The organism is Stenotrophomonas sp. YJH_SMC_135, assembly GCF_059372355.1.
In genome coordinates this window covers 759,113-785,473 of sequence record NZ_JCAFVN010000003.1, presented here as the reverse complement: position 1 = coordinate 785,473, position 26,361 = coordinate 759,113, and the positions used below count along the sequence as shown (strand labels likewise).

Here is a 26,361-nt window from a genome sequence, read left to right as displayed (position 1 = left end):
TGGGGTGCGCTATCCTTGCGCCCCCTTTCGCAGCGGTACCGCACCATGTCCACCAGCTCCAAGACCCGCCGCGACCAGCGCCGTCGCCAGGAAAAGCAGGCCGCCAACAAGGCCGCTGCCCAGGCCTCGCCGGTGGAGCCACATGCGGAACTGCGCGACGCGCAGCGCACCCTGCTGGCCGGTGTCGTGCGCCGCGATGGCGAATGGGTGCTGGGCATGGACGGCCGTATCGCCGGCCACAGTGACTCCGCCGCGCAGGTACTGGCGCTGATCATGCAGGCCGGTGAACTGCACGAGCGCAACGGCACGCCGGTGCGCCTGATGTACTCCGATGCGCTGCGCGACGCCGCACAGGCCGAAGCGAAGGAAAAGGGCCAGACCTTCGAGGAGTTCAAGGCGGACCTGGCCGCGGCGATGGCGGCGAAGAAGGACAGCTGACAGGCATTCCGGTAGAGCCGGCCGCTGGCCGGCTGCCCGCGGGGTCTTCATCGCGTAGTTGCCGGCCAGCGGCCGGCACTACCAGGAAGGGGCGGATCCTTGCGGACCCGCCCCTTTTTTCATTTCGCCGCCGGGGCCGCGTTGGCCTGCCAGCCGCACATCTGGCCTTTGCTTGATTGCTGTTCCGGTAGAGCCGGCCGCTGGCCGGCTGCCCGCGGGGTCTTCATCGCGTAGTTGCCGGCCAGCGGCCGGCACTACCAGGAAGGGGCGGATCCTTGCGGACCCGCCCCTTTTCTCATTTCGCCGCCGGTGCCGCGTTGGCCTGCCAGCCGCACATCTGGCCTTCGTTCTGCTGCTTCAGCCACTCGTTGACCGGCGTGAAGTACTCGATCATCGGGCCGGCATCGAGCTTGTCGGTGCCGGTCAGCTCCTTCAGCGTGGCCTGCCACGGCTGGCTGGCACCCTTGCTCAGCATCGCCCAGTATTTCTGGCCGGCTTCCTTGTTGCCGTAGAAGGTGCATTCATGCAGCGGGCCCTTGTAGCCGGCCGCGTCGCACAGGCCCTTGTAGAACTGGAACTGCAGGATGCGCGCCAGGAAGTAGCGGGTGTACGGGGTGTTGCCTGGCACGTGGTACTTCGCGCCCGGATCGAAGAACTCCTCGCCACGGGTACTGGCAGGCGCCACGCCCTGGTACTTGGCCTTCAGGTCCCACCATGCCTTGTTGTAGTTGTCGGCGGTGATCGAACCATCGAATACACCCCAGCGCCAGCGGTCGATCATCAGCCCGAACGGCAGGAACGACACGCCCGACAGCGCCATGCGCATCTGGTTGTTGATGACCGCTTCGCGGCTTTCGGTCGGCGCATCGACCAGGCCGATCGAGCTGAGGTACTTGGGGGTCATCGCCAGCACGATGGTGTCGCCGATCGCTTCATGGAACCCATCGTTGGCACCGCCCTGGAACAGCGGCGGCAGCGGGTTGTAGGCCAGGTCGTAATAGATGTGGCCCAGCTCGTGGTAGATGGTGGTGAAGTTCTCTTCGTTCGGCTTGATGCACATCTTGGTGCGCACGTCGCCTTCCATGTTCATGTCCCAGGCGCTGGCGTGGCAGACCACATCGCGGTCATCGGGCTTGATGAACTGGGTGCGTTCCCAGTACGACTGCGGCAGCGACGGCATGCCCAGCGACACGTAGAAGTCCTGCGCGCGTTCGGTCATCTGCTTGGCGGTGCGCAGTTCGGCCTCGCGCTGCGCCTTGTACTGCGCGGCCACGTTGGCATCCTTGCCGGCCTTGGCCAGCGCCGCGCTCAGGTTGGTCTGGTATTGCTTCTCCAGCGCCGCGGTGATGTCCAGGCTGCCGGCGCCCGGGTACGGTTCCAGCTGGTCCCACAGGTTCGACCAGTCCTGCTGCCACATGTTGCCCAGCAGGTGCGCGGCGATCAGGCCGTTGCCCACTTCGGCCTTGTCCTTGCCGTAGGTCTTGTCCAGCTTGCCGCGTGCGTAGCAGTGCAGCTGCTCGTACATCGGCTTGACCTGTTCCCACAGGCGGTCGGTTTCCGGGCCGATCTGCTCCGGCGGCATGTCATAGCCGCTGCGCCACATCTGGCCGGCATCGGTGAAGCCCATGCCCTTGGCGCCTTCGTTCACCAGGCCGACGAACTTCTGGTAGTCGCCGCGCATGTTCTTGGTGGTGCTGTGCCAGCCCTGCCAGGCGTCGAGCTGCTTGTCATAGTCGCGGCTGCGTGCCAGCACCTGCTCCAGCTCGCCCAGCTGGCGGCAGGAGTTCGGATCGTTGGCATCGGTGCAGTACTTGCCGGCGCCATAGCTGCCTTCCATGCGGGTGGCGATCTGGGTCAGCTCGGCCAGCTTGGCCGGGTCGCGCGGTGCCGGCATCGACGACATCAGCTTCAGCAGGTGGATCGCGCGCTTGCTGTCCTCGCTCATCGGCTTGCCGTCGAACTTCGCAGCCTGTTCGATCCAGCTGTTGAGCTGGGTCAGCGAGCGCTCGTTGGCCTTGGCCGCGATGCGTTCCGAATCACTGTTGATGTAGGTGGAGGACAGCCACTGCGCCGAGGTCATCTCCGGGTAGGCGGCCTTGAACTCGGCATTGATGCGGGCCACGAACTGGTCGGCGGTTTCGCCGGCCGGGGCGCTGCTGCTGGCGGTATCGGTGCCTGGGGCAGCTTCCTTCTTGCAGGCGGCCAGGGCCAGCGTGGCGGCGGCGATTGCCGAGGCCAGCAGGAGATGACGGTGTTTCACGGGCGGTCCTTGGGTAGTGAACGACGGCCGAAGGCTAGTGGGCAGCCGCTGCCACCGCAAGTGGCGGAAGTCGGCCGGGCGGCGCCCGGCACCCGCAGAGGCCTTCAAGCAACGGCAAAGCCGAAGCAACAGCAACAGCGGACTATCCGTGGTTTGGCGGGGCGGTGTCGGAGTGCGGGGACGCCGCAAGTACGTCCGTGTAGGCTTGGCAGCCGCATCCATGCGGCTGACACCCCGCACTCCGACACCGCCCCACCTCTGACAGATTCCGTGTGCTGTCGGTAGGTGTCGACCTTGGTCGACACATCTGTCAGATATCGACAATCAAAATGGGGTCGGATCCGTTTTCCTACGGAAAACGGATCCGACCCCATCGGCATGTCCAACAGATCGCGGAAAACTGTCGAAGGCGGGGTGGGTCCGGTGGCGGGAGTGTCCGCGGCATGGATGGCGCGGCCAAGCCCCCAAGGATGGGTTTACGGCGTCTCCCGCCACCGGACCCACCCACCATCCCACGGAATGCACGCTGTTGCTGTTGCTTCGGCCGTTGCCCCTGCAGGTGCAGGGCTGCAAGCCCTGCCGAACACCCCTCAACTCTCGCAGTTGGCGAACAGGTCGCGATCACGCTCGTACAGCGAGGTCTTCACCTGCATCAGGCCCAGCACCGACGGGAACAGGTTGTCATGGTCGGTATACGCCGCCGAACGCTTGCGCACGCACTGCAGGTCCAGCCCACGGCTGCTGGCGAAGCCTGGCGAGAACCACATCGTCATCGGTACCCGGGTCTGCTCGGCCGGGGCGATGGCGTAGGGCACGCCGTGCAGGAACAGGCCCTTCTCGCCCAGCGACTCGCCGTGGTCGGACAGGTAGATCATCGCCGTGTCGTAATCCTGCATGCCCTGCAGCGTGCCGATGGTCTTTGTCAGGAAGTGATCGGTGTACAGCACGGCATTGTCGTAGCTGTTGGTGATCTCTTCGCGCGAGCAACGGCCAATGTCACGGGTATCGCAGGTCGGGGTGAAACGGCGGAATGCGGGCGGATAGCGCTCGAAGTAGGCCGGACCGTGGTTGCCCAGCTGGTGCAGCACCACCACCCGGTCGCCGGGCCTGGCGCGTACCTGGGTGGCCAGGTCCTGCAGCAGGATCTCGTCCATGCAGCGGCCATCGGCGCACAGGCCCGGCGTGGTGGCATCGGACAGCGACTGGAAGTCCAAGCCTTCGCACACGCCCTTGCAGCCGGACTGGTTGTCACGCCACAACGGTGCGATGCCGGCACGGTTCAATACGTGCAGCAGCGACTGGTGCGCGCGGATCTTCTTCTCGTCGTAGTCATGGCGGCCCCACGGCGAGAACAGGCACGGCAACGAAACCTCGGTGCTGGTGCCGCACGAATGCATGTCCGGGAAATTGATCACGCTGGCCTGCGCCAGTTCCGGGGTGGTGTTGCGGCCACCGTTGAGCCCCCAGTTCTGCGCACGCACGGTCTCGCCCATGACGATCACCAGCAGGCGCGGCTTGCTGGCCGGCGCGCGCGGGGTGGCCTTGGCATCGGTGCCGATCGGCAGCTTCGGCGCGCGCTGCACCGGATTGTCGCCACGCAATGCACGCGGCATGCCCAACAGGACATTGGCCGGTGTCGCGAGATAGCGCACTTCACGCTGGTTGCGCATCAGTGCCGAGACATCCTGGAACGAGATCAACGCGCCGCCGACAGCCGTCACTGCCGCCACCACCAGGAAGCCGACGCGCCAGAGCAGGCTGCGGCCCCAGCTGCGGCGGCGCAGCTGCACGCGCCACAGCACCACCATCGGCAGCACTGCCAGCAGCAGTACCGGCCACAGCAGCGATACCGTCATCAGCTCGCGGCTTTCCTTGGGGTCGGTCGCCAGCACGTTGCGCAGCATGTCCGCATCCAGGTAGATGTGGTAGCGGCTCATGTAGTGTGCGGCGAATGCGGTCACCAGCAGCAGCAGGCTGATCACCACTTTGGCGTTCCAGCGCCAGACCAGGATGCCCAGCAGCACGCCGTGCGCACCCAGCAGCAACAGCAGCAGCGACAGCGCGTAGCGCAGGCTGCCCGGATGGCTGGCCATCGCGCTGTGCCAGAACAGGCCGTTGCCGGCCACCGCGAAGAACAGGCTGGTGAACGCGATCAGTGCTTCGGTGGACAGCTGTGGCCGCCAGTGGCGAAGACCCGCCAGCGCAGAAGCGCGGGCGGGGCGTTGGACCGATGCACTCATGCGTTTGCCTCCTGGCGGTTGGGACGGTCCAGCTGAGGGCGGATCAGGATGCCTTTGACGATCAGGTACAGGCCGAGTGACAGCAGCCAACATATCAACGCGGTGGCAACGTCATGCGAAATGAAATGCGCGCCGCGCAGCTGCTGGCTGATGCCGAACACCAGGCCGGTGCCGAGGCCGATCCACAAGCCTGCCCAGCGCCACGACGGGCGCCACAGCAGGGCGAAATAGTACAGGCACAGCCACGCATAGCCTGCGCTGGCGTGGCCGGCAGGGAAGCAGGCCTGTGCGGCCATGCCGGCCGGGCGCTGCGTGAAAAGCCCGATATAGGGCTGATGGCCACCATAGCGCAGCAGGTCCCAAGGACATTCCATCGGCACCAGGGTCTTCAGCAGGGAGATCACGCCCGTACCCAGCGCCATGCCAATTACGACATAAAGCAGCGCCCATCGCAGGGTGCGATCGCCCCCCTTGCGCCAGTGGTGCACGCACAACAGGATCGCGACCAGCGCCGCCGATGTGCTCAGCCACTTGCCGGCCTTGTGCACCACCGTGCGGGTGACCCAGGCGTCCTGCAACGCCCAGTGGCCACCTTCGAGGCGGAACAGGTGATCGGCCACCCATTGATCACCGCCGAAACCCATCAGCAGCGTAAACACGGGCAGACCGATTGCGACAGGCAGCCAGAAGTGAGTTACGGCGAATCTTGACGCCAGTGGTGATGTCGCAAGCGGCGCAACCGCATCAATGGGACGAACGGGCATGCTGGGAAGGGGCGGTTCGGGAATCCGCGCTCATGCTCGTCACCTCGATGTCGGAGAAGGGTCGGACGCCCGTTCGCGCCGGGTTAATGAGTCCCCGGCGCGCGTCACCGTTCAGTCTTCTTCGGCGGTCGATCCGGTCCGCTCGGCGTGGCACTTCGGGTCCCAGGCCGTACCGGGAAGCAGTTGCCAACGATTCCTGTTGGCAATGCCGATGTCGATCACCTTGGCCGGGTCCACGCAGGGGCTCATCGCATCGTCCAGCACCAGCACCCAGCGCTTGCCCGGCGCCTCGGCCAGCCACGGGCCGGCGTCATGCCATTGTTCGGCCCACGGGCGCTTGAAGCCGAACTCGCGCACCGGCCGATCTGCCTGCAGCAGGTTCTGTTCGCGCCAGGCGACCAGTGCCAGCTCCGCGTCCGGGCCGATCCGCGCGCCCACCCGGCGCATCACCGCCGACGCTGATGCGTACGGATCCAGCGCCGGGATCAGCACCAGGCCGTAGAGCATCCACAGCATGCCGTGGGTCAGCAGCACCAGCGTTGCGGCACGTCGCACCCGCAGCCACACGATCAACGTGGCCAGGGCAATGGCAAAGGTCAGCAGGCCATCTCCCAGCACCGGCAGCAGCGAATCGGGCATCGCCCGCCGTTCCAGCTGCGCCAGGGCCCACGGATGTTCGGTCATCAGCATCACGCCGAGCACACCGGTGGCCAGCATCAGCACCACGGTGTAGCCGAACAGGTAGCGCCGCACGCAAAGCCGTCGCAGCAGGCCAGGCAACAGCGGGGCCACCGCCAGCGCCATCGCCGGCAGCATTGGCAGCACATAGACCTCGCGCTTGCCGGGGCTGGCACTGAAGAACACCAGCACCAGCAGCGCCCACCCCAGCAGCAGCCATTGCCGGCGGTCACCACGGCGGATGCGGCGCCACCAGGGTTTGAACAGCATCGGCAGCAGCAGGCTGCCCGGCAGCCACAAGGTCAGGATCACCTGCAGGTAGTACCAGACCGGCTGGCGGTGGTGCCAGGCGTTGGCGTAGCGGGTGCCGGTCTGCTTGAACAGCAGTTCGTGGGCGTAGGACTGCAGGGACGCGCTGGGCTCATGCAGCAATGCCCAGCCCAGCGGGGCAAGCCACACCGCCACGCCCAGCAGGAAGGCCGGGATCAGCCACAGCAGCGTTGCCGGGTGCGGACCGTCCACGCTGCGCCCGCGGCGGCGCTGGTACAGCCACCAGCCGAACCACGGCAGCACCATCAGCAGCGGCAGGAACCCCACGCCCTTGGTCACCGTGCCGAGGCCAGCGGCGAAACCGGCCAGCCACAGCGCGGGCAGGTTGCGGCGCTCGCACAGGTGGCGCATCAATCCCCACAGGGCCACCGTGGTCATGCCGACCAGCACCATGTCGATCTGCGCGCGCTTGGCCATCAGGCCGAACTGCAGGGTGCAGAACAGCGCCGCGAGGGCGTACAGGGAATGCCGCGGCGACCACAGCCGCCGTGCCAGGTCCGACACCAGCCACAGGCTGAGCAGGGCGCCCAGCAGCGACGGCAGCAGGAACGACCATTGCCAGCTGCCGACCACCTCGTAAGCGGCCGCCTGCAGCCACATGAAGACCGGCGGCTTCTCCGCGTACAGCTCCACGCCCCGGTGCGGCAGCAGCCATTCCCCACTTTCGACCATGGTACGGGCCGCCAGCACGAAGCGCGGCTCGTCCGGCGGCTGCGGCTGGCGCAGGCCGATACCGGCGGCCAACGCGGCGATGATCAGCAGCCACAACAGGGGCAGGCGCCAACGGCGGGGCAGGGCTACGGGCACGGCAGGCTCCGGGAGCAAAACCGCCACTCTGACGTGGCTGGGGTAGGAAAGGCGTCGGAGCGGGCGCAGGGCGACCGCATTCCGACATGGTCGGCGCTACCATGGTACGAACTTCCGTGGATCTTTCGTGCATGCGTCTGTTGGTGATCGAGGACAACCGCCAGCTGGTGGCCAACCTGTTCGACTATTTCGAGTCGCGCGGGCACGTGCTCGACGTGGCCCCGGATGGCATCACCGGCCTGCACCTGGCAGGCAGCCACCCCTACGATGCGGTGATCCTGGACTGGATGCTGCCGCGCATGGAGGGGCCGGAGGTGCTGCGTCGCCTGCGCGCCGAGCACGCGTCGGAGGTGCCGGTGATCATGCTGACCGCGCGCGACGAGCTGCCGGACAAGATCGCCGGCTTCCGCGCCGGTGCCGACGACTACCTGACCAAGCCGTTCGCCCTGCCCGAGCTGGAAGTGCGGCTGGAGGCGCTGCTGCTGCGCGCGCAGGGCCGCAATCCGCGCAAGCGCCTGCAGGTGGGCGACCTGGTGCTGGACCTGGCGACCCTGGAAGCCCAGCGTGGTGGCCAGGTGCTGCACCTGTACCCGGCCTGCCGCAAGCTGCTGGAAGTGCTGATGCGCGCCAGCCCCGGTGCGGTCACCCGCCAGCAGCTGGAGTTCGCCCTGTGGGGCGACGAGCCACCGGATGGCGATCTGCTGCGCTCGCATGTCTACGAGCTGCGCCGCAGCGTCGACGGCCCGTTTGCCGACAAGCTGATCCATACGCTGCCGCGGGTGGGCTATCGGTTGGCGCTGATGGACGCTGCCGACGCAGGCAGGAATGCTGATGAGGGCGCGTAAGCCGGGGCCGCTGTACCGGCGGGTGGTGTGGTGGTTGCTCGGGTACCTGGCGCTGCTGTCGATTGCAGTGTTCAGTGTCGGCAACTACGTGCACGAACACGCCGAGCACGCCGCGTGGCGCGCGCTGCTCAATTCCGAACTGGACAGCATCGTCGAGCATGTCGAGCACGAACCTCACTATCGCTGGCAGGACTCGGACACGCTGAGCCTGTACCGCTTTGACGCGGTCAATCTGCCAGAGAGCCTGCGCTCCCTGCATCCGGGGTTGCATGACGGCGTGATGGTCAAGGGCCGCGAGACGGCGGTGATGGTCCGTGAAACGCAGTCGATGGGACGGGTGGCGCTGGCGCTGGACATCTCCGATTTCCATGACCTGGAACAGTTCGCCACGCGCTGGGTGATGCTGGCCGGGGTGATCATGATCTTCGTCACCGTGCTGATGGCGTCGTTCGGCATGGAGCGGATGGTGCGTCCGTTGAGCCTGCTGGCACAGCACATTGCCGGGCTGCGGCCGGGCGTGCAGGGCCAGCGTATCGAAGTCGATCCGCGCGGCAGCGCTGAGCTGCATACCATCGCCGGTGCGTTGAACGACTACCTGGACCGCAACGAGCAGTTCGTCGAGCGCGAGCGGGTCTTCATCAGCACCGCCAGCCACGAACTGCGCACGCCGATCGCGGTGATGACCGGTGCTGCCGAGCTCGCGCTGGAGCAACCGGGCCTGCCCGAGCGCGCCCGCCAGCAGATGCAGCGGGTGTTGCGCACAGCGCAGAGCGTGGAGCAGCTGATCGAGCTGCTGCTGGTGCTGGCGCGTGATCCGGCACGCCTGGCCGCGCGTGCCGAGCGCATCGCCCTGGACCAGCTGCTTCCGGAGATCGTCGACGACCATCGCCACCTGCTCGGTGACAAGGACCTGAGCATCGGCATCCAGGCGGCGCCGGTGGATATCGTTGCGCCGATGGCAGTGGTGCAGGCGGCGATCGGCAACCTGCTGCGCAATGCCATCGAGAACAGCGGCCGCGGCCATATCGAGCTGCAGCTGAGTGCGTCGGCGGTGCTGACGCTGCAGGACCCAGGGCATGGCATGAGCCCGGAGGAGATTGCCGCCATCCACGCGCGCATGGCCCGTGGCGGACGCGCCGATCGTGGCAGCGGCATTGGCCTGGACCTGATCGCGCGGCTGTGCGAGCACTTGGGCTGGACCCTGCAGCTGCAGCCCTGCGAACCGCGCGGAACGCGTGTCACGCTCGATTTCAGTGCCTCGCGCCCGGCCTGAACCGGCCGTCCTGGTAGATGCCAACCTTAGGTTGGCATGCGGCCCGTCGACCAAGGTCGACGCCTACCCACGCAATGGCTGTTCGCATTACCGCCCGTTCGGCCGCGCCACGTGCTGGTCGATCAGGATCACGTTGCCGTCGGGATCGGCCAGCTGCAGGTAGCCGGTCCCCTGGCCATCGGGGTCGGTGCGGACTGCCAGTTCGATACCCTTGGCATCCAGTTCCGCCTGCAGTTCACGCACTTCCTGGAAGTGGGGCAGCTCCTGCCTGTGCTGGTCCCAGCCGGGGTTGAAGGTCAGCAGGTTGCCCTCGAACATGCCCTGGAACAGCCCGATGACCGTGCCGTTGCTGCGCATTACCAGCCAGTTCTGCGTGGGATCGCCACCGGTGACCGAGAACCCGAGGGCTTCGTAGAACGCACAGGAGGCGGCCAGATCCTTCACGGACAGGCTGACAGAGAACGCACCAAGCTGCATGGGCCTGCTCCACAACGGTGATGCCGCAATCGTCGTCAATGCAGGGGAAGGCGACAAGCAGCGCAGCATGACCAGGCGTGAAGACAATGTTAATCTCGACCTGCGCCGCTTCATGCGGCGCTTTTTTTTCTCCGCTCTTTCGATCGACAGAGGATCCCATGCCGACCGAACCCGCTACCGCCCTGATCAGCAACGACATCGTTGGACTGGGCCTGATTGCCGCCACCCTGGCCCTGATCTTCTGGGCCGCCAGTGGTCCGACCCCGTTGTTGAAGAAGATCTTCGCCTGGGTGCCGGCACTGCTGCTGTGCTACTTCATCCCCGCCATCTACAACACCGCCGGTGTCATCGATGGCCACAACACCTCGCTCTACAACCCGGTCGCGCGCGACGTGCTGCTGCCCGCTGCGCTGGTCCTGCTGACGCTGTCGATCGACCTGAAAGGCGTCATCAAGCTCGGCCCAAAGCTGCTGATCGTATTCTGCGCCGGTACCGCCGGCATCATGCTCGGCGCCATCGTCTCGTTCCAGTTGATGAAGCTGATCCATCCGGAAACGGTGGCCGGTGATACCTGGGCCGGCATGGCTGCGCTGGCCGGCAGCTGGATCGGTGGCGGCGCCAACATGGTGGCCATGCGCGAGGTGTTCGGCACCGATGCCACCACCTTTGGCCAGTTCGCGGTGGTCGACGTGGCCTGCGCCAGCCTGTGGATGGCGATCCTGCTGTTTTTGGCCAACCGCGCGCAGCAGATCGATACCCGCAACGGTGCCGACACCCGCGCCATCGACGAGATGAAGGCGCGCATCAGCGCCTACGAGGCACAGAACGCGCGCATTCCCAGCATGACCGACCTGATGGTGATCGTTGGCGTGGCATTGGGTGGCGTCGGCCTGGCCCATGCCATCGCCGCGCCGTTGTCGGGCTGGTTCAAGGCCAATGTCAGCTGGGCCAGCCAGTTCAGCCTCGACAGCCAGTTCGTCTGGGTGATCCTGCTGTCCACGGCGATGGGCCTGGGCCTGAGCTTCACCCGTGCGCGCCGGCTGGAAGCCGCAGGCGCTTCGCGGCTGGGCACGGTGTTCCTGTACTTCCTGATCGCCTGCATCGGCATGCAGATGAACCTGCTGTCGCTGCTGGATCGGCCGTGGCTGTTCCTGCTTGGCGCGATCTGGATGGCCACGCACGTGCTGGTGCTGTGGGTGGTGGCCAAGCTGCTGCGCGCGCCGCTGTTCTTCTTCGCGATCGGTTCGCAGGGCAACATCGGCGCGGCCGCCTCGGCCCCCGTGGTGGCCGCAGCCTTCCATCCGACGCTGGCCCCGGTGGGCGTGCTGCTGGGTACGGTGGGCTATGCCACCGGCACCGGGCTGGCGTATGTCACCGGCCTGATCCTGAAGTGGATGGCCGGCGCCTGAGTCCTGGCCGGACGATCCTGTTGCGGGTTCGCGGCGTGCGCCGCGAGCCCGCTCTGCCCGTGTAGAGCCGAGCCCGCGCTCGGCCTTCTTTTGCCTGCTGAAAGGCAGGCCTGGCCCTCAGCAGCAGCGCCCGCCGTTGCGCCCGCCGTAACGCGCTTCCTGGCGCTCGCGGAAGAACGTCTTGTAGTCCATCGGCTCCTGGTCCGGGTGCTTATCCAGCATGTGCCGGACGTAGTTGTCGTAATCAGGAATGCCACAGCACAGTCGTGCGGTCTGCACCAGGCGCCGCCAGATGCGGCGGTGCGCCTGGTACTGGCCGGCGGGAACCAGTTGCGTGCTCATCACAGATCCACCATTTCATGCGGCTTCAGCGCCACGTACGGGGTCTCGCGGTCGCTGCGCTGCGGGTTGCGGCGTGCCGCCAGGATGGTCTTGATCGAATACACCAGCACCGCGCCGACCACCAGCAGGAACAGCGCGGTCAGGCCGGTGTTGACGTAGGCGTTGACCACGATCTGCTTCATCTGCGCCACCGACTTGGCCGGTGCAGTGATCGTATCGCTGGCGAGCGCGGCCTGGAACTTGTGTGCCTGCGCCAGGAAACCCTGCGCCGGGTTGCTGTCGAAGATCTTGATGAAGCCGGCGTAGGTGGTGCAGATCAGCAGCCACACCGCCGGTACCGCAGTGACCCACGCATAGCGGTCACGCTTCATCTTGAACAGCACCACCGTGCCCAGCATCAGCGCGATGCCAGCCAGCATCTGGTTGGAGATGCCGAACAGCGGCCACAGCGTCTGGATGCCGCCGAACGGATCGACCACGCCGGTGTAGAGCAGGTAGCCCCACAGCGCCACGCAGCCGGCGGTACCGATGATGTTGGCGGTCCACGACTCGGTCTTCTTCAGGGCCGGCACGAAGTTGCCCAGCAGGTCCTGCAGCATGAAGCGCCCGGCGCGGGTGCCGGCGTCCACCGCGGTCAGGATGAACAAGGCTTCGAACAGGATCGCGAAGTGGTACCAGAACGCCATCATCGCGTCGCTGCCACTGGGGATCGCTTCGTGCAGGATCTGCGCGATGCCTACCGCCAGCGTCGGTGCACCACCGGCGCGGTGCAGGATGGTCGGTTCACCGATGGCGGCCGCGGTCGCGGTCAACTGCTCGGGGGTAATGGTGAAGCCCCAGGTGTTGGTGATGTAGTGCGCCGCCGAGGCTGCATCGGCACCGATCACGGCGGCCGGGCTGTTCATCGCGAAGTAGATGCCCGGATCGATGATCGAGGCCGCCACCAGCGCCATCACCGCCACGAACGATTCCATCAGCATGCCGCCGTAGCCGATGTAGCGCATGTGCGCTTCATTGGCCAGCAGCTTCGGCGTGGTGCCGGAGGAGATCAGTGCGTGGAAACCGGAGACCGCACCGCAGGCGATGGTGATGAACAGGAAGGGGAACATGCCGCCCTTCCACACCGGGCCATCACCGCTGGCGGCGAACTGGGTCAGCGCCGGCATCTTCAGTTCCGGCATCACCACCAGGATGCCGATGGCCAGCGCGATGATGGTGCCGATCTTGAGGAAGGTCGACAGGTAGTCGCGCGGGGCCAGCAGCAGCCACACCGGCAGCACCGAGGCGACGAAGCCGTAGCCGATCAGCATCCAGGTGATCTGGGTGCCGGTGAAGGTGAACGCCGGCCCCCACACCGGGTCGGCGGCGACCTTGCCGCCGTACCAGATCGCGGCCAGCAGCAGGATCAGGCCAACCACTGAAATCTCGCCGATCCTGCCGGGGCGGATGTAGCGCATGTACACGCCCATCAGGATCGCGATGGGCATCGTCGCGATCACCGTGAACATGCCCCACGGGCTTTCGGCCAGCGCCTTGACCACCACCATCGCCAGCACCGCCAGGATGATGATCATGATCAGGAACGCACCGAACAGGGCGATGGTGCCGGGTACCTGGCCCATCTCCTCGCGCACCAGGTCACCCAGCGAGCGGCCGTTGCGACGGCTGGACAGGAACAGCACCATGAAGTCCTGCACTGCGCCGGCCAGCACCACGCCCACCACCAGCCACAGCAGGCCGGGCAGGTAGCCCATCTGCGCGGCCAGCACCGGGCCGACCAGCGGGCCGGCGCCGGCAATGGCGGCGAAGTGGTGGCCGAACAGCACGTGCTTGTTGGTCGGCACGTAGTCCAGGCCATCGTTGTTGATCACCGCCGGGGTGGCCCGGGTCGGATCCAGCTGCATCACCTTGTTGGCGATGAACAGGCTGTAGAAGCGGTAGGCGACCAGGTACAGCGAGACCGCGGCCACCACGATCCACAGTGCGTTGATGTGCTCGCCGCGGCGCAGGGCGACGGTGCCCAGACAGAATGCGCCGAGCAGGGCGAGTGCCGCCCAGCCCAGTTTGGAAAACCCTTTCATGAGGTGCTCTCTCCCGGAAAGACAGTCAAAGAGTCCTGCTTGCCCACGACAGGGTCAATTGGCACAGGACGAATCGGCGGTAGTACTTTGGTCGTACGACGGTGGCGCTGACGTGCAGCCAACATCAGGGATGGAACAATTGGTTGCGGTGCCATCCATTGGCGTACGGCCATGTGGCGTCCATCTTCAGGGGCATCCATCCCACAGGAGTCGCCATGAGCCTTCCCGAACCGGTCCGCGTGCTGCGCACCATCCGTGGCATGCCCACCTCCGACGGTGCCGGCGTGCGCCTGACCCGCGTCATCGGCGGCCCGACGCTGCCGGACCTGGACCCGTTCCTGCTGCTCGATGAATTCGGCACCGACCGGGCCGAGGACTACATCGCCGGCTTCCCGGAACACCCGCACCGCGGTTTCGAGACCGTCACCTACATGCTCGACGGACGCATGCGGCATCGCGACAACCATGGCAACGAAGGCCTGTTGACCCCGGGCAGCGTGCAGTGGATGACCGCTGGCCGCGGCCTGGTGCACTCGGAGATGCCCGAGCAGGAAAGCGGGCAGATGCGTGGATTCCAGCTGTGGGTGAACCTGCCGGCGAAGGAGAAGATGACCGAGCCGAAGTACCAGGAGTTCGCGCCCGAGCGCATTCCCGTGGTGCAGCCGGCAGCCGGCGTGGAAGTGAAGGTGATCGCCGGCTCGGTCGACGGCACCCGCGGCCCGATCGTGCAGCCGGCCACCGAGCCGCTGTATCTCGACATCACGTTGGCGCCCGACCGGGCCTGGACTTACACGCTGCCGGAAGGCCACAACGCCTTTGCCTATGTATTTGAAGGCGGACTGACGGTGGGTGAACAGGACGCCGCCCGTGATGTTGCGCGCCAGGAGCTGGCGGTGCTGGGCGGCGGCGAACAGCTGCATGTTTCGGCTGGCAGCGAAGGCGCGCGGCTGATCCTGGTGGCCGGCCGTCCGTTGCGCGAGCCGGTGATGCGGCACGGCCCGTTCGTGATGAACACGCGGCAGGAACTGATGCAGGCCTTCGTCGATTTCCAGGAAGGCAGGTTCTGAGGTAGTGCCGGCCGCCGGCCGGCACCTGCTTTTGATCAGGACCGAAGGGTTTGCCGGCCGGCGGCCGGCACTACCTGCCGATCGAGGTGCATTGCGGGGATGCTGCCAGGCAGTCATCCCCGTCACCTTCAGCGCCCGGCGGCCACGGCCGAAGGGGTCAGGCTCATGCCCTGCGCCAGCTGCTGCAGTGAGCTCAGTTCCTGCGCGCTGTCCGGATACAGCGCAATCTGCGCATAACGCCCTTTGTCGATCTTGACCACGCTGATGCGCCGTTCGGCATATCCCGGCGGTTGCTGGCCGCCCAGGTCGGGCTGGTACCAGTACAGTGATTCACCGCCGAAGCTGCCTTTTTCCTGGCGCAGCGAGCGGCTCAGCGGAATGGCGGGGTCACGCGCGCTGAGCATCAGGCTCAGTACTTCGCGGCCATCAGGGGTGCTGGCGCGGCAGACCAGGAAATCGGCCTGCACCTGCTGCTGCCACTGCAGGCCACTGCTGGCTGGCAGCGAAGGACATTCGGACGGCGCCTGCGCGGCGGCCTGGGCCGCAGCGAACAGCAGGCTCGACAAGATGACAGGCACGAACTTCATGCATCCCCCAAGGTGATGAGTTGTTTGGCTCCGCCAGCAGGGCCGGCGGCCGTGGCATCCCATCCCCGGATGCCGCCCCATCCGGCATGTGCACGGACGGTCAACTCAACCTTAACGGAACGTGAGCAATCGCACAATTCGCGGTTGCAGAAGTAACCATTGCGGCCGAGGGTCGGCCGCAATGGGAGTCGCGAGGATCAGCGGTCGCTGCCGATCCACTTGTAGATCAGGCCGCCGATCGCGCCGCCCAGCAGGGGAGCGACCCAGAACAGCCACAGCTGGCTGACTGCGCCGCTGCCGGCAAAGAAGGCCACGGCGGTGGAGCGGGCCGGGTTCACCGAGGTGTTGGTGACCGGAATGCTGATCAGGTGGATCAGGGTCAGCGACAGGCCGATCGCCAGCGGGGCGAAACCGGCCGGTGCCTTGCCGTGGGTGGAACCCATGATCACGATCAGGAACACTGCCGTCAGCACCACTTCGCACAGGAAGGCGGCTGCCACGCTGTAGCCGCCGGGCGACAGCGTGCCATAGCCATTGCTGGCGAACGCACCCGCCTGGCTGCCATCGATGGCGAAGCCAGTGGCGCCGGAGGCGATCTGCAGCAGGATGAAGCCGGCCAGCAGGCCGCCGGCAACCTGGGCGATGATGTAGGGCACCAGATCCCTGGTCGGGAAACGACCACCGGCCCACAGCCCGACGCTGACTGCCGGGTTGAAGTGCGCGCCGGAGATATGGCCGAACGCATAGGCGCCGGTCACCACGGTCAGGCCGAAGGCCAGCGCCACGCCGAGGAAACCGATACCCAGCGGATTGCCGTCGCCACCGAACTTGGCGGCCAGCACCGCACTGCCACAGCCACCCAGAACCAGCCAGAACGTGCCGAGGAACTCGGCGGACAAGCGTTTACCCATGCTCATGTGTTGCACTCCTTTGACGGTCGAAAGTGTGATTTATGTCACATTTCAATGATCAGCGGGTGACTGTAGCGTCAACGCCGGGTGCAGGGATACACCTTCAGATGTGTGCAACACGCGATGTTCAGTACTGCGGAAGTGGGATGAATTCCTTGTCGTCGCCCGGAATGGTGCCGAAGCGGCCGGCTTCCCAGTCGTGCTTGGCCTGCTCGATGCGCTCCTTCGAGCTCGACACGAAGTTCCACCACAGGTGGCGCGGGCCATCCAGCGGCTCGCCACCGAACAGCATCGCCTTCACCGGCGTCTTCGCGCGCAGGCGGCCGCGTGCACCGGCTTCGGGGATCACCAGGTGCTGCGCGGGAATATCCACGCCATCCAGCTGCGCGTCGCCCTCGAGGATGTACAACGCGCGCTCGCGGTGGCCGTCGTCGATATCGATTTCCGCATCGGGGTCGAGATCGATTGCCACGTTGAGGGTGTCGGCGAACACCTTCACCGGCGATTCCTCGCCGTACGCACGGCCGGCGATCACCCGCAGCCACGCGCCGTTGCGACGCTGCTCGGGCAGGGTGGCAGCGGCATGGTGGTAGAACGCCGGCTCGATTTCCTCGTGCGACTTCGGCAGCGCGACCCAGGTCTGCATGCCGTGGATCGGGTTGTCATGGTCGCGGTCCGGTTGCGGCGTCCGCTCGGAATGGGCGATACCGCGGCCGGCGGTCATCCAGTTGACGTCACCGGGACGGATCACCTGATCCGAACCCAGCGTGTCGCGGTGGCCGATCGCGCCCGACCACAGGTAGGTGACGGTGGCCAGGCCGATATGCGGATGCGGGCGCACGTCGATGGCGGTGCCGGGGTGCATGAGTGCCGGGCCCATCTGGTCGACGAACACGAACGAGCCGATGCTGCGCGCCTGCAGGGTGGGGACGGCGCGACGGACTTCCAGGCCGCCGATGTCGTGCACGCGCGGGGCGATGATGGTGGTCATGCGGGCGTTCTCGCTGGCAGGGATCAGGTGGTGAGCATCGCATGCAGCTGTGATGGGCACATGCCCCGTCTGGGTAACAGGGTGTTCCAGCCAACGGCGCAGCCCCTCGTGGCTGTGGGGTTGGTTGCGTAAAGCAAAAGCCGCGCTTGGCCGGGCGGGGTGGGTTCGCGGGGGACGCCGTGAATCCGTCCCTGGAGGCTTGGCCGCGGCATCCATGCCGCGGACACCCCCGCGGACCCACCCCGCCCGGCCTCTGACAGTTTCCGTGTGCGTCCAGCCACGGAGAAGAAAAAAGAAAATCAAAATCAAACGCCGGTCGCTTCGCTCCTGGTGACGAGCAAGGTCGACACCCATCAGTTTGTAGTGATCCACACCGATATCGAGATTCACCGACCGTTACCGGGAAACTGTCAGGGGTGGGGCGGTGTGGGCAGGCAGGACCGTTGGGGCCATGGACGGCGCCATCGAGCCCCCATGGACGGGTTTACGGCGTGTCCTGCCTGCCCACACCGCCCCGCCCAACAAATAGAAAAGCCAGAGCCGGCTGTTGCTCCGGCTCTGGCTTCTGCTGTGGAACTTGACGTTGCCTCTGCGGGTGCCGGGCCGCAGGCCCGGCCGATGAACTCAGACCACCGGTTCGCGCAGGACGGGGTTGTCCCAGCCGGGGCGCGGCGCGAAACGGTCGCCATGGCGCTGCTGCAGCGCCTTCAACCGCTCGACGATCGCATCGGCACCGACCGCACGGATGTGCTGGATCGGACCGCCGCGGAACGGTGCGAAACCGGTGCCGAAGATCACGCCGGCATCCAGCAGGTCCGCGTCGGCCACCACGCCCTCGTGCAGGCAGGCCACCGCCTCGTTCAACAGCGGCAGGATCAGGCGGTCCTCCAGATCGGCCGGGGCCTGGTAGTCGCTGGCCACGTCCGGCTTCTTCGGCTTGCCGTTCTCCCAGGTGTAGATGCCCTGGCCATCCTTCTTGCCGCGCTTGTCCGGTTCCACCGTCTGCAGTGCGGCCGGGATCTGCAGGCCCAGGAACGGCGCCAGTTCGCGGCCGACGCCGGCGGCCACGTCCAGGCCGACGGTGTCGATCAGTTCGATCGGGCCCATCGGCATGCCGAACTTCACCGCGGCCTTGTCGATCACCGGGCCCGGAATGCCCTCGGCATACGCGGTGGCCGCTTCCAGCATGTACGGGAACAGCACGCGGTTGACCAGGAAGCCCGGGCTGCCGGCCACCGGCACCGGGAACTTGCCCAGCGCCTTGCAGAACGCGGCCAGGCGGCGCTCGGTCTCCGGCGCCATGCCGTCGTGATGGATGATCTCCACCAACGGCATCTGCGCCACCGGGTTGAAGTAGTGCAGGCCCGCGAACTGCGCAGGGCGCTGGATGTGGTCGCGCAGTTCCACCAGCGGAATCGACGAGGTGTTGGTGGTCAGCAGGGCGTCCTGCTTCATCTTCGGCTCAAGCGTCTGGTACAGCGCACGCTTGGCTTCGGGGTTCTCGATGATTGCCTCGATCACCAGGTCGGCCTCGGCCACGCCGTTGCCTTCCAGGTCGGCACGCAGGCGCGCGGCCACGGCCGGGCGCTTGCTCTCGTCGCGCACCTTCTTGGCGAACAGTGCCTGCGCGCGTTCCATGGCCGGGTCGATGAAGCGCTGCTCGCGGTCCTGCAGGGTCACCTCGAAGCCCTTGTAGGCGGCCCACGCGGCGATGTCGCCGCCCATCACGCCGGCGCCGACCACGTGCACGTGGCGGATGCCGGAATCACCGCCACCGAGGCCCTTCAGGCGTTCGGTGAGGAAGAAGATACGGATCAGGTTGCGCGCGGTCGGAGTACTGGCCAGCTTCACCACGGCACGCCGCTCGGCGTCCAGGCGGGCCTGGATCGGCTTGCCGCCACTGCGCTGCCAGGTGCTGATCAGTGCGTACGGCGCCGGGTACTGGTCCTTCTTCGCCTTGCGGGCGACCTGCTTGACCATCTGCGGTGCCAGCAGCGTGCGTGCCAGCCAGGTGTTGGTGGCCCAGGCCGTCGCGCGCTGCTTGAGCGGGCGGGTGGTGCCGGACAGCGCCAGTGCAACGGCCGTGTCGAGCACCACCGCCGGCGCCACCACCTTGTCGACCAGGCCGATGCCGCGCGCGGCCGAGGCCGACAGGGTGCGGCCGGTCAGCATCATGTCCATCGCCGCCGGGGCGCCCACCAGGTGCGGCAGGCGGGCGCTGCCACCCCACCCCGGGAAGATGCCCAGCTGGGTTTCCGGCAGGCCGATGCGGGTGCTGCTGTCATTGGAGGCCACGCGATAGCGGCAGGCCAGGGCAAGCTCGGTGCCACCGCCGAGGCAGTGGCCGTGGATGGCCGCCACGGTCGGGCAGGGCAGCTCGGCCAGCTTCTGGTAGGTGGCCTGGCCACGCCGGATCGCGTCGTTGACGGTGCCGCGACGGTCGAATTCCTGGAACTCCTTCAGGTCGGCACCGGCAATGAAGCCGGCCTTCTTCAGCGACTGGATGACCACGCCCTTGGGCGGGTCCAGGGCAATGCGCTCAAGCAGGTCGCCCAGTTCCAGCAGCACGTCCTGCGACATCGCATTGACGCTGCTGTCCTGGCGATCCAGGGAGAGAACCACCACGCCGTCGTCGCGGATCTCGGGGTGCCAGTGGCTGAAGCGGAGACCATCGAAGCCTGAGAGCATGGACGTTCCATCCGGTTGTGTATGGAGAAGCGGCTATGATCCAGAGGTTGTTTCCCCCGCGTCAAATCCCAATAGCAGGGGAGTGGCGCCCCCGGATCCATGGCCGTGGATCGGGACGCTAACCGAATGGTGGTTAAAAGCTGGTGCGGCGCCAGGTGATCGGCGACTGAACTTTTCCCGGGATTGGCAGTCTCATTGCCCGACGTCGGTTGGGCTGACAGGAGTGCGGCCCCTCATGGCCGATGTTGATACACCTCAGGAGCTGGATCTGGAGCTGGTCCGGCGCGTGCAGCACGGCGAGAGTGCCGCGTTCGATGTCCTGGTGCGCAAGTACCAGCATCGGGTCGTGGCCCTGGTCGGTCGCTACATCGCCGACTGGAGCGAATGTCAGGACGTCGCCCAGGACACTTTCATCCGTGCCTACCGCGCGATCGGGAGTTTCCGTGGCGATGCCCAGTTCTCAACCTGGTTGCATCGAATCGCCGTGAATACCGCCAAAAACTACCTGGCTTCACACAATCGTCGTCCGCCGACCGATGACATCGACATCGGTGACGCCGAGCAGTTCGACAGCGGTACCCGCCTGCGGGACACCGACACGCCCGAGCGCGAGTTGATGCGCCAGGAGCTGGAACAGACGGTCATGAAGGCCGTCAACGCGCTGCCGGAGGAACTCCGGTCGGCGATCACCCTGCGCGAGGTGGAAGGCCTGAGCTACGAGGATATCGCGCAGAAGATGGGGTGCCCGATCGGCACCGTGCGTTCCCGGATCTTCCGGGCGCGCGAGGCGATCGACACCGAACTCCGGCCGCTGTTGGACATCGGCAGCGCCACCCGTGAGAAGAGCCGCGTATGACCAGTAATCCGTTCAACGAATCGCAGAACCATCAATCGCCCGCCGGGCAGCGCCTGGACCAGCGCCATCGCGAGCAGCTGTCGGCCCTGGTCGATGGCGAGCTGGGTGCCGATGAAGCGCGCTTCCTGCTGCGCCGGATGGAACACGACCCCGAACTGGCCGGCTGCCAGGAGCGCTGGCAGCTGCTGGGCGACGTGATGCGCGGGCAGGCCCCGGCGTTGGCACCGGCCGGCTTCAGTGCCGCCGTTGCGGCCGCCATTGCGGCAGAGCCGACGCCGCAGGCCGAGCCGCGTCGCCAGGTGCGTCGCAGTGGCTGGCGCGCCTGGGGCGGCGGTGCTGCGCTGGCCGCATCGGTCGCCGCGGTCGCCCTGTTCATCGGCGGCGAGAAATTGAAGGAGGCGACGCCGGGTGAACCGCTGGCGCCGCAGGTGATCGCCAGCCAGGCGGAACTGGCACCGGCCGCGCCGACCCCAGTCACCGAGGCTTCGGTGGACACGGCCGCGGTGGCCGTGGCTGCTGCGCCGGCCGTAGCGATGGCCGCGGCGGGCCGCCGCCAGGACGCCCGCCGTGCCAGCGCTACGCGCAGCCAGCAGGCCGCGCGTGCCGCCCAGCGCGACGACACTTCGCAGCGCGCCATCGCCGCCGTGCAGGCACCGTTGACCCCGACCGTGCCGGCCAACCGCAACCTGCCGTTCGGCGAGGTCAGCGGGCTGCAGGCCCGGCCATGGCCGCGCTCCAGCCTGGCGCCCACCGCTGGCGGCGCGCTCAATGCCAGCTTCCCGGCCCACGCCGGTAGTGCCGCGTTCTATCCGTTCGAGCCGCGCCTGCAGGATGACCTGCCGGTGCCGCCGCGCCCGCGCGACTGAGCCGGGCGCCTTCACGCCCCGCCGTCGGCGGGGCCCGTATTCCTCTTTCCACCCGACCCGGAGGTTGCCGTCCGATGACTCCCCGACTCCGCACGCAGGCCATTGGCCTGCTGGCCCTGACCCTTCCCCTGGTGGCCTGCGCACAGGCGCCGGCGCCCGTCGCGCAGACCCAGCCCGCGCCAGCCGCGGCCGCGCGGGCACCGGCGCAGCCGCTGGTCAGTGGCCTGCCCGACTTCACCAACCTGGTCGAACAGGTCGGCCCGGGCGTGGTCAACGTCGATACCACCATCGTCCGCAACAACCGCCAGGCCGCGCGCGGCCCGATGGGCGACGATGACATGCCGGAGTTCTTCCGCCGCTTCTTTGGTCCCGACTTCCCGATGCCGGGGCAGGGGCCGGGTGGGCCAGACGGTGGCCCCAGCATCAAGGGCCGTGGCATGGGCTCGGGCTTCATCATCTCGCCCGATGGCTATGTGCTGACCAACTACCACGTGGTGGCCGACGCCAGTGACGTGAAGGTCAAGCTGGGCGACAGCCGTGAGTTCACCGCCAAGGTGGTGGGCAGCGACCAGCAGTACGACGTCGCCCTGCTGAAGATCGACGGGAAGAACCTGCCAACCGTGCGCGTGGGTGACTCCAACAGCCTGAAGCCGGGGCAGTGGGTTGTCGCGATCGGCTCGCCGTTCGGCCTCGACCATTCTGTCACCGCCGGCGTGGTCAGCGCCGTCGGCCGCAGTACGGGGGGCCCCGACCAGCGCTATGTGCCGTTCATCCAGACCGACGTGGCGATCAACCAGGGCAATTCCGGTGGCCCTCTTCTGAACACCCGCGGCGAAGTGGTCGGCATCAACTCGCAGATCTTCTCCGCGTCCGGCGGCTACATGGGCATCAGCTTCGCGATCCCGATCGACCTGGCGATGAGCGCGGTCGAGCAGATCAAGAAGAGCGGCAAGGTCACCCGCGGCCAGCTCGGCGCGGTCGTGGAGCCGATCGATTCGCTGAAGGCGCAGGGCCTGGGCCTGCCGGACAGCCGTGGCGCCCTGGTCAACCAGATCGTGGCCGGCAGTGCGGCCGCCAAGGCCGGCGTGCAGGTGGGCGACGTCATCCGCTCGGTCAACGGCAGCCCGGTCAACAGCTGGTCCGACCTGCCGCCGCTGATCGGTGCGATGGCGCCGGGCAGCAAGGTGAACCTGGTGGTGTACCGCGACGGCAAGCCGCATGACCTCAGTGCCACGTTGACCGCCCTGAGTGAAGACGGGCAGGCCAGTGCCCGCGGGCCGTCGGCCGGCGGTCCCGAGGCGGCGCCGCAGACCGGGGCCAATGCCCTGCTGGGGCTGGACGTGAGCGACCTGAGCGCAGCTCAGCGCAAGCAGTTCGGGCTCAACGGCAACGAAGGCGTGCGCATCACCGGGGTCAAGGGCCAGGCGGCGCGTGATGCCGGCCTGTCGCCGGGCATGGTGATCCTGCAGGTCGGCCGCGTCGCGGTCGGCAGTGTGGATGCCCTGAACCGGGCGCTGTCCAGCTTCAAGAAGGACGACGTGGTCATGCTGCTGGTCCGCACGGCCAATGGCAACAGCGCCTTCGTGGCGGTCAAGGCCGGCCAGTAGGGCCTGCCGGGGCCGCTCCGGCGGCCCCTGGGCCTCCCCCGAAGCCCCGCCCCGGCGGGGCTTCGGTCGTTCCGGGCCGGTGCCCGGCAGCCGGTTTTCGCGGCCGGGCGCTGGGCGTGCGATAATCGACCGTTACCCTGACGACGCCGCGCGCCGCCGCCACCTATGTCTTCTGATTCGATGCGGAACATCCGCAACTTCTCCATCATCGCCCATGTCGACCACGGCAAGTCCACGCTGGCCGATCGCATCATCCAGCTCTGCGGTGGCCTGCAGGCCCGCGAGATGGAAGCGCAGGTGCTCGATTCCAATCCGATCGAGCGCGAGCGTGGCATCACGATCAAGGCGCAGTCGGTGTCACTGCCGTACCTGGCCAAGGACGGGCAGACCTACCACCTGAACTTCATCGACACCCCCGGCCACGTCGACTTCTCCTATGAAGTCAGCCGCTCGCTGGCCGCCTGCGAAGGCGCGCTGCTGGTGGTCGATGCGGCGCAGGGCGTGGAAGCCCAGTCGGTGGCCAACTGCTACACCGCCGTGGAGCAGGGCCTGGAAGTGGTGCCGGTGATCAACAAGATCGACCTGCCCACCGCCGACATCGAGCGCGCCAAGGCCGAGATCGAGGCCGTGATCGGCATCGATGCCTCCGACGCCGTGCCGGTCAGTGCCAAGACCGGCCTCAACGTGCAGGACGTGCTGGAAGCGATCGTGCACCGCATTCCGCCGCCGGCGCCGCGCGACACCGACAAGCTGCAGGCGCTGATCATCGACTCGTGGTTCGACAACTACCTCGGCGTGGTGTCGCTGGTGCGCGTGATGCAGGGCGAGATCAAGGCCGGTGACAAGCTGCAGGTGATGTCGACCGGCCGCAACCACCAGGTCGACAACGTCGGCGTGTTCACGCCGAAGCGCAAGGTGCTGCCGGCGCTGCGTGCCGGTGAAGTGGGCTGGGTCACCGCCAGCATCAAGGACGTGCATGGCGCGCCGGTCGGCGACACCCTCACCCTGGCCGGCGATCCGGCGCCGAAGCCGCTGCCGGGCTTCCAGGAAATGCAGCCGCGCGTGTTCGCCGGCCTGTTCCCGGTCGATGCCGAAGACTACCCGGACCTGCGCGAAGCGCTGGACAAGCTGCGCCTGAACGATGCCGCGCTGCGTTTCGAGCCGGAAAGCTCCGAGGCGATGGGCTTCGGCTTCCGCTGCGGCTTCCTGGGCATGCTGCACATGGAAATCGTGCAGGAGCGCCTGGAGCGCGAATACAACCTGGACCTGATCAGCACCGCGCCGACGGTGGTGTATGAGGTCCTGAAGACCGATGGCTCGATCATCAACATGGACAACCCGGCCAAGCTGCCGGCGGTGAACCAGGTCGAGGAAATCCGCGAACCGATCATCCGCGCCAACGTGCTCACCCCCGAGGAGTACATCGGCAACATCATCAAGCTGTGCGAAGAAAAGCGCGGCAGCCAGATCGGCATCAACTACCTGGGCAGCCAGGTGCAGATCAGCTACGAGCTGCCGATGGCCGAGGTGGTGCTGGACTTCTTCGACAAGCTGAAGTCGGTCAGCCGCGGCTACGCCTCGCTCGATTACCACTTCGTGCGCTTCGACGCAGGCCCGTTCGTGCGCGTGGACGTGCTGATCAATGGTGACAAGGTCGATGCGCTGTCGTTGATCGTGCACCGCAGCCACGCTGACCGACGTGGCCGCGAGCTGTGCGAGAAGATGAAGGACCTGATCCCGCGCCAGATGTTCGACGTGGCCATCCAGGCCGCCGTCGGCTCGCAGATCATCGCCCGCACCACGGTCAAGGCCATGCGCAAGAACGTGCTGGCCAAGTGCTATGGTGGCGACGTTTCGCGCAAGAAGAAGCTTCTGGAAAAGCAGAAGGAAGGCAAGAAGCGCATGAAGCAGGTCGGACGCGTGGAGATTCCGCAGGAAGCGTTCCTGGCCGTCCTGCAGATGGACAACAAGTAAGGCCCGCACCGGCCCTGCGGGGCCGGTCGTCTGGTGACGTTGCAAAGGACCCTGAATGAAACTGTTTGAGATCCTCCTGGTCGTGCTGACCCTGGCCTCGGGCCTGATCCTGCTCGCGGACAAGCTGTACCTCGCCAAGCGTCGCGCCCAGCGCGCGGGCCTGCTCGACTCCGAGCCGGTGCTGGTGGATTACTCGCGTGCGTTCTTCCCGGTGCTGGCGATCGTGCTGATCGTGCGCAGTTTCATCGCCGAGCCGTACAAGATCCCGTCCAGCTCGATGATGCCGAACCTGCTGATCGGCGACTTCATCCTGGTCAACAAGTTCTCCTACGGCCTGCGCCTGCCGATCAGCAACACCAAGATCGTGCCGTTTGGCGAGCCGTCGCGCGGCGACGTGGTGGTGTTCCACTTCCCCGGCCACAGCGACAACGATCCGGCCAAGGGTGAGAACTTCATCAAGCGCGTCATCGGCGTGCCGGGCGACACCGTGGTCTTCGAAGGCGATGGCGTGATCCTCAACGGCGAACCGCTGAAGTACGACAACAAGGGCATCTATGCAGGCCACAAGGGCCAGGGCGAGGGTGCCAACCTGCTGGTGGAACACCTGCCGGGTCGTACCCACACCGTGCTGGAGACCGACTATCCGCGTGGCCAGGGCCAGTGGACCGTGCCGGCCGGCAAGTACCTTGTGATGGGCGACAACCGTGACAACAGCGACGATGGCCGTTTCTGGGGCCTGCTGCCGGAAGAAAACCTGCGCGGCAAGGCCTTCCTGATCTGGCTGAACTGCCAGGGCTGGTTCTGCAAGGATGGCTTCGAGCCGTCGCGGATCGGCTCGAGCATCAACTGATCGGGCATCAACCGAGTATT

General features: G+C 66.8%; 21 protein-coding genes. 10 read left to right on the top strand and 11 right to left on the bottom strand.

The features are described from left to right. Window positions 1–45: 45 nt before the first annotated feature. Window positions 46–438 carry a hypothetical protein gene (locus AC5P98_RS14645; RefSeq protein ID WP_014648016.1) on the top strand — a complete coding sequence of 131 codons (393 nt, stop codon included), beginning with the start codon at window positions 46–48 and terminating at the stop codon, window positions 436–438. Window positions 439–733: 295 nt separating this feature from the next. Here the strand turns inward: AC5P98_RS14645 and AC5P98_RS14640 are convergent, their stop codons facing one another. The 4 genes from AC5P98_RS14640 to AC5P98_RS14625 form a co-directional block, all read right to left on the bottom strand. Further along, window positions 734–2,698, bottom strand: coding sequence for a M2 family metallopeptidase (locus AC5P98_RS14640; protein WP_032960031.1), 1,965 nt, complete (start codon window positions 2,696–2,698; stop codon window positions 734–736). Window positions 2,699–3,288: 590 nt separating this feature from the next. After that, the gene (locus AC5P98_RS14635; RefSeq protein ID WP_049407131.1) at window positions 3,289–4,938 is read right to left on the bottom strand and encodes a phosphoethanolamine transferase; all 1,650 of its coding nucleotides are present in this window, start codon (window positions 4,936–4,938) and stop codon (window positions 3,289–3,291) included. Then, on the bottom strand, window positions 4,935–5,702 hold the full coding sequence (locus tag AC5P98_RS14630) for a phosphatase PAP2 family protein (protein WP_049407129.1): 768 nt from the start codon (window positions 5,700–5,702) through the stop codon (window positions 4,935–4,937). The genes AC5P98_RS14635 and AC5P98_RS14630 overlap by 4 nt, the downstream gene beginning before the upstream one ends. A gap of 111 nt (window positions 5,703–5,813) precedes the next feature. Further along, window positions 5,814–7,517, bottom strand: coding sequence for an ArnT family glycosyltransferase (locus AC5P98_RS14625; protein ID WP_049420433.1), 1,704 nt, complete (start codon window positions 7,515–7,517; stop codon window positions 5,814–5,816). A 131-nt stretch (window positions 7,518–7,648) separates the two neighbouring features. Between AC5P98_RS14625 and AC5P98_RS14620 the strand changes: the two genes are divergently transcribed. Then, the gene (locus AC5P98_RS14620; RefSeq protein ID WP_014648011.1) at window positions 7,649–8,362 is read left to right on the top strand and encodes a response regulator transcription factor; all 714 of its coding nucleotides are present in this window, start codon (window positions 7,649–7,651) and stop codon (window positions 8,360–8,362) included. Then, window positions 8,349–9,635 carry a sensor histidine kinase gene (locus tag AC5P98_RS14615; RefSeq protein WP_032958989.1) on the top strand — a complete coding sequence of 429 codons (1,287 nt, stop codon included), beginning with the start codon at window positions 8,349–8,351 and terminating at the stop codon, window positions 9,633–9,635. The genes AC5P98_RS14620 and AC5P98_RS14615 overlap by 14 nt, the downstream gene beginning before the upstream one ends. Before the next feature lie 87 nt (window positions 9,636–9,722). Here AC5P98_RS14615 and AC5P98_RS14610 read toward each other — a convergent pair whose 3' ends face one another. Further along, entirely contained in the window at window positions 9,723–10,112 is a 390-nt protein-coding gene (locus AC5P98_RS14610; RefSeq protein ID WP_049404936.1) for a VOC family protein, read from the bottom strand. A gap of 158 nt (window positions 10,113–10,270) precedes the next feature. Between AC5P98_RS14610 and AC5P98_RS14605 the strand changes: the two genes are divergently transcribed. Continuing rightward, the gene (locus tag AC5P98_RS14605) at window positions 10,271–11,521 is read left to right on the top strand and encodes a DUF819 family protein (RefSeq protein WP_014648008.1); all 1,251 of its coding nucleotides are present in this window, start codon (window positions 10,271–10,273) and stop codon (window positions 11,519–11,521) included. Window positions 11,522–11,638: 117 nt separating this feature from the next. Here AC5P98_RS14605 and AC5P98_RS14600 read toward each other — a convergent pair whose 3' ends face one another. Beyond that, on the bottom strand, window positions 11,639–11,863 hold the full coding sequence (locus tag AC5P98_RS14600) for a YbdD/YjiX family protein (protein ID WP_032958992.1): 225 nt from the start codon (window positions 11,861–11,863) through the stop codon (window positions 11,639–11,641). Next, window positions 11,863–13,944, bottom strand: coding sequence for a carbon starvation CstA family protein (locus AC5P98_RS14595; protein ID WP_014648006.1), 2,082 nt, complete (start codon window positions 13,942–13,944; stop codon window positions 11,863–11,865). The genes AC5P98_RS14600 and AC5P98_RS14595 overlap by 1 nt, the downstream gene beginning before the upstream one ends. Before the next feature lie 215 nt (window positions 13,945–14,159). Between AC5P98_RS14595 and AC5P98_RS14590 the strand changes: the two genes are divergently transcribed. Further along, window positions 14,160–15,011 carry a pirin family protein gene (locus AC5P98_RS14590; RefSeq protein ID WP_014648005.1) on the top strand — a complete coding sequence of 284 codons (852 nt, stop codon included), beginning with the start codon at window positions 14,160–14,162 and terminating at the stop codon, window positions 15,009–15,011. A gap of 128 nt (window positions 15,012–15,139) precedes the next feature. Here AC5P98_RS14590 and AC5P98_RS14585 read toward each other — a convergent pair whose 3' ends face one another. From AC5P98_RS14585 to AC5P98_RS14570, 4 genes are all read right to left on the bottom strand, one after another. Continuing rightward, entirely contained in the window at window positions 15,140–15,598 is a 459-nt protein-coding gene (locus AC5P98_RS14585) for a hypothetical protein (protein ID WP_014648004.1), read from the bottom strand. A gap of 197 nt (window positions 15,599–15,795) precedes the next feature. Then, window positions 15,796–16,515 (bottom strand): aquaporin Z, encoded by a 720-nt coding sequence (gene aqpZ, locus AC5P98_RS14580; protein ID WP_014648003.1) that lies wholly within the window; start codon window positions 16,513–16,515, stop codon window positions 15,796–15,798. A 121-nt stretch (window positions 16,516–16,636) separates the two neighbouring features. Next, entirely contained in the window at window positions 16,637–17,500 is an 864-nt protein-coding gene (locus tag AC5P98_RS14575; protein ID WP_005410608.1) for a pirin family protein, read from the bottom strand. A 624-nt stretch (window positions 17,501–18,124) separates the two neighbouring features. Beyond that, window positions 18,125–20,188: a 3-hydroxyacyl-CoA dehydrogenase NAD-binding domain-containing protein gene (locus tag AC5P98_RS14570; RefSeq protein WP_049405574.1), complete on the bottom strand. Its 2,064-nt coding sequence runs from the start codon at window positions 20,186–20,188 to the stop codon at window positions 18,125–18,127. A gap of 235 nt (window positions 20,189–20,423) precedes the next feature. Between AC5P98_RS14570 and rpoE the strand changes: the two genes are divergently transcribed. The 5 genes from rpoE (at window position 20,424) to lepB (ending at window position 26,341) form a co-directional block, all read left to right on the top strand. Then, the gene (rpoE, locus tag AC5P98_RS14565) at window positions 20,424–21,044 is read left to right on the top strand and encodes an RNA polymerase sigma factor RpoE (protein ID WP_014038091.1); all 621 of its coding nucleotides are present in this window, start codon (window positions 20,424–20,426) and stop codon (window positions 21,042–21,044) included. Beyond that, window positions 21,041–21,910: a sigma-E factor negative regulatory protein gene (locus AC5P98_RS14560; RefSeq protein WP_049405576.1), complete on the top strand. Its 870-nt coding sequence runs from the start codon at window positions 21,041–21,043 to the stop codon at window positions 21,908–21,910. The genes rpoE and AC5P98_RS14560 overlap by 4 nt, the downstream gene beginning before the upstream one ends. Window positions 21,911–21,984: 74 nt before the next feature. Next, on the top strand, window positions 21,985–23,517 hold the full coding sequence (locus AC5P98_RS14555) for a DegQ family serine endoprotease (RefSeq protein ID WP_100450448.1): 1,533 nt from the start codon (window positions 21,985–21,987) through the stop codon (window positions 23,515–23,517). A gap of 180 nt (window positions 23,518–23,697) precedes the next feature. Beyond that, window positions 23,698–25,491, top strand: coding sequence for a translation elongation factor 4 (lepA, locus tag AC5P98_RS14550; protein WP_032958997.1), 1,794 nt, complete (start codon window positions 23,698–23,700; stop codon window positions 25,489–25,491). Between the two features lie 55 nt (window positions 25,492–25,546). Then, window positions 25,547–26,341 carry a signal peptidase I gene (gene lepB, locus AC5P98_RS14545; protein WP_014038087.1) on the top strand — a complete coding sequence of 265 codons (795 nt, stop codon included), beginning with the start codon at window positions 25,547–25,549 and terminating at the stop codon, window positions 26,339–26,341. The last annotated feature ends 20 nt before the right edge of the window (window positions 26,342–26,361 follow it).

Bases quoted from the DNA above. Each gene is read 5' to 3' on its own strand.
- AC5P98_RS14600 (WP_032958992.1), bottom strand. From the start codon at position 11,863: ATGAGCACGCAACTGGTTCCCGCCGGCCAGTACCAGGCGCACCGCCGC.
- AC5P98_RS14610 (WP_049404936.1), bottom strand. From the start codon at position 10,112: ATGCAGCTTGGTGCGTTCTCTGTCAGCCTGTCCGTGAAGGATCTGGCC.
- AC5P98_RS14555 (WP_100450448.1), top strand. From the start codon at position 21,985: ATGACTCCCCGACTCCGCACGCAGGCCATTGGCCTGCTGGCCCTGACC.
- AC5P98_RS14620 (WP_014648011.1), top strand. From the start codon at position 7,649: ATGCGTCTGTTGGTGATCGAGGACAACCGCCAGCTGGTGGCCAACCTG.
- AC5P98_RS14560 (WP_049405576.1), top strand. From the start codon at position 21,041: ATGACCAGTAATCCGTTCAACGAATCGCAGAACCATCAATCGCCCGCC.
- AC5P98_RS14575 (WP_005410608.1), bottom strand. From the start codon at position 17,500: ATGACCACCATCATCGCCCCGCGCGTGCACGACATCGGCGGCCTGGAA.
- lepB (WP_014038087.1), top strand. From the start codon at position 25,547: ATGAAACTGTTTGAGATCCTCCTGGTCGTGCTGACCCTGGCCTCGGGC.
- AC5P98_RS14585 (WP_014648004.1), bottom strand. From the start codon at position 15,598: ATGAAGTTCGTGCCTGTCATCTTGTCGAGCCTGCTGTTCGCTGCGGCC.
- rpoE (WP_014038091.1), top strand. From the start codon at position 20,424: ATGGCCGATGTTGATACACCTCAGGAGCTGGATCTGGAGCTGGTCCGG.
- AC5P98_RS14615 (WP_032958989.1), top strand. From the start codon at position 8,349: ATGAGGGCGCGTAAGCCGGGGCCGCTGTACCGGCGGGTGGTGTGGTGG.
- AC5P98_RS14570 (WP_049405574.1), bottom strand. From the start codon at position 20,188: ATGCTCTCAGGCTTCGATGGTCTCCGCTTCAGCCACTGGCACCCCGAG.
- aqpZ (WP_014648003.1), bottom strand. From the start codon at position 16,515: ATGAGCATGGGTAAACGCTTGTCCGCCGAGTTCCTCGGCACGTTCTGG.
- AC5P98_RS14635 (WP_049407131.1), bottom strand. From the start codon at position 4,938: ATGAGTGCATCGGTCCAACGCCCCGCCCGCGCTTCTGCGCTGGCGGGT.
- AC5P98_RS14595 (WP_014648006.1), bottom strand. From the start codon at position 13,944: ATGAAAGGGTTTTCCAAACTGGGCTGGGCGGCACTCGCCCTGCTCGGC.
- AC5P98_RS14630 (WP_049407129.1), bottom strand. From the start codon at position 5,702: ATGCCCGTTCGTCCCATTGATGCGGTTGCGCCGCTTGCGACATCACCA.
- AC5P98_RS14590 (WP_014648005.1), top strand. From the start codon at position 14,160: ATGAGCCTTCCCGAACCGGTCCGCGTGCTGCGCACCATCCGTGGCATG.
- AC5P98_RS14605 (WP_014648008.1), top strand. From the start codon at position 10,271: ATGCCGACCGAACCCGCTACCGCCCTGATCAGCAACGACATCGTTGGA.
- AC5P98_RS14645 (WP_014648016.1), top strand. From the start codon at position 46: ATGTCCACCAGCTCCAAGACCCGCCGCGACCAGCGCCGTCGCCAGGAA.
- lepA (WP_032958997.1), top strand. From the start codon at position 23,698: ATGCGGAACATCCGCAACTTCTCCATCATCGCCCATGTCGACCACGGC.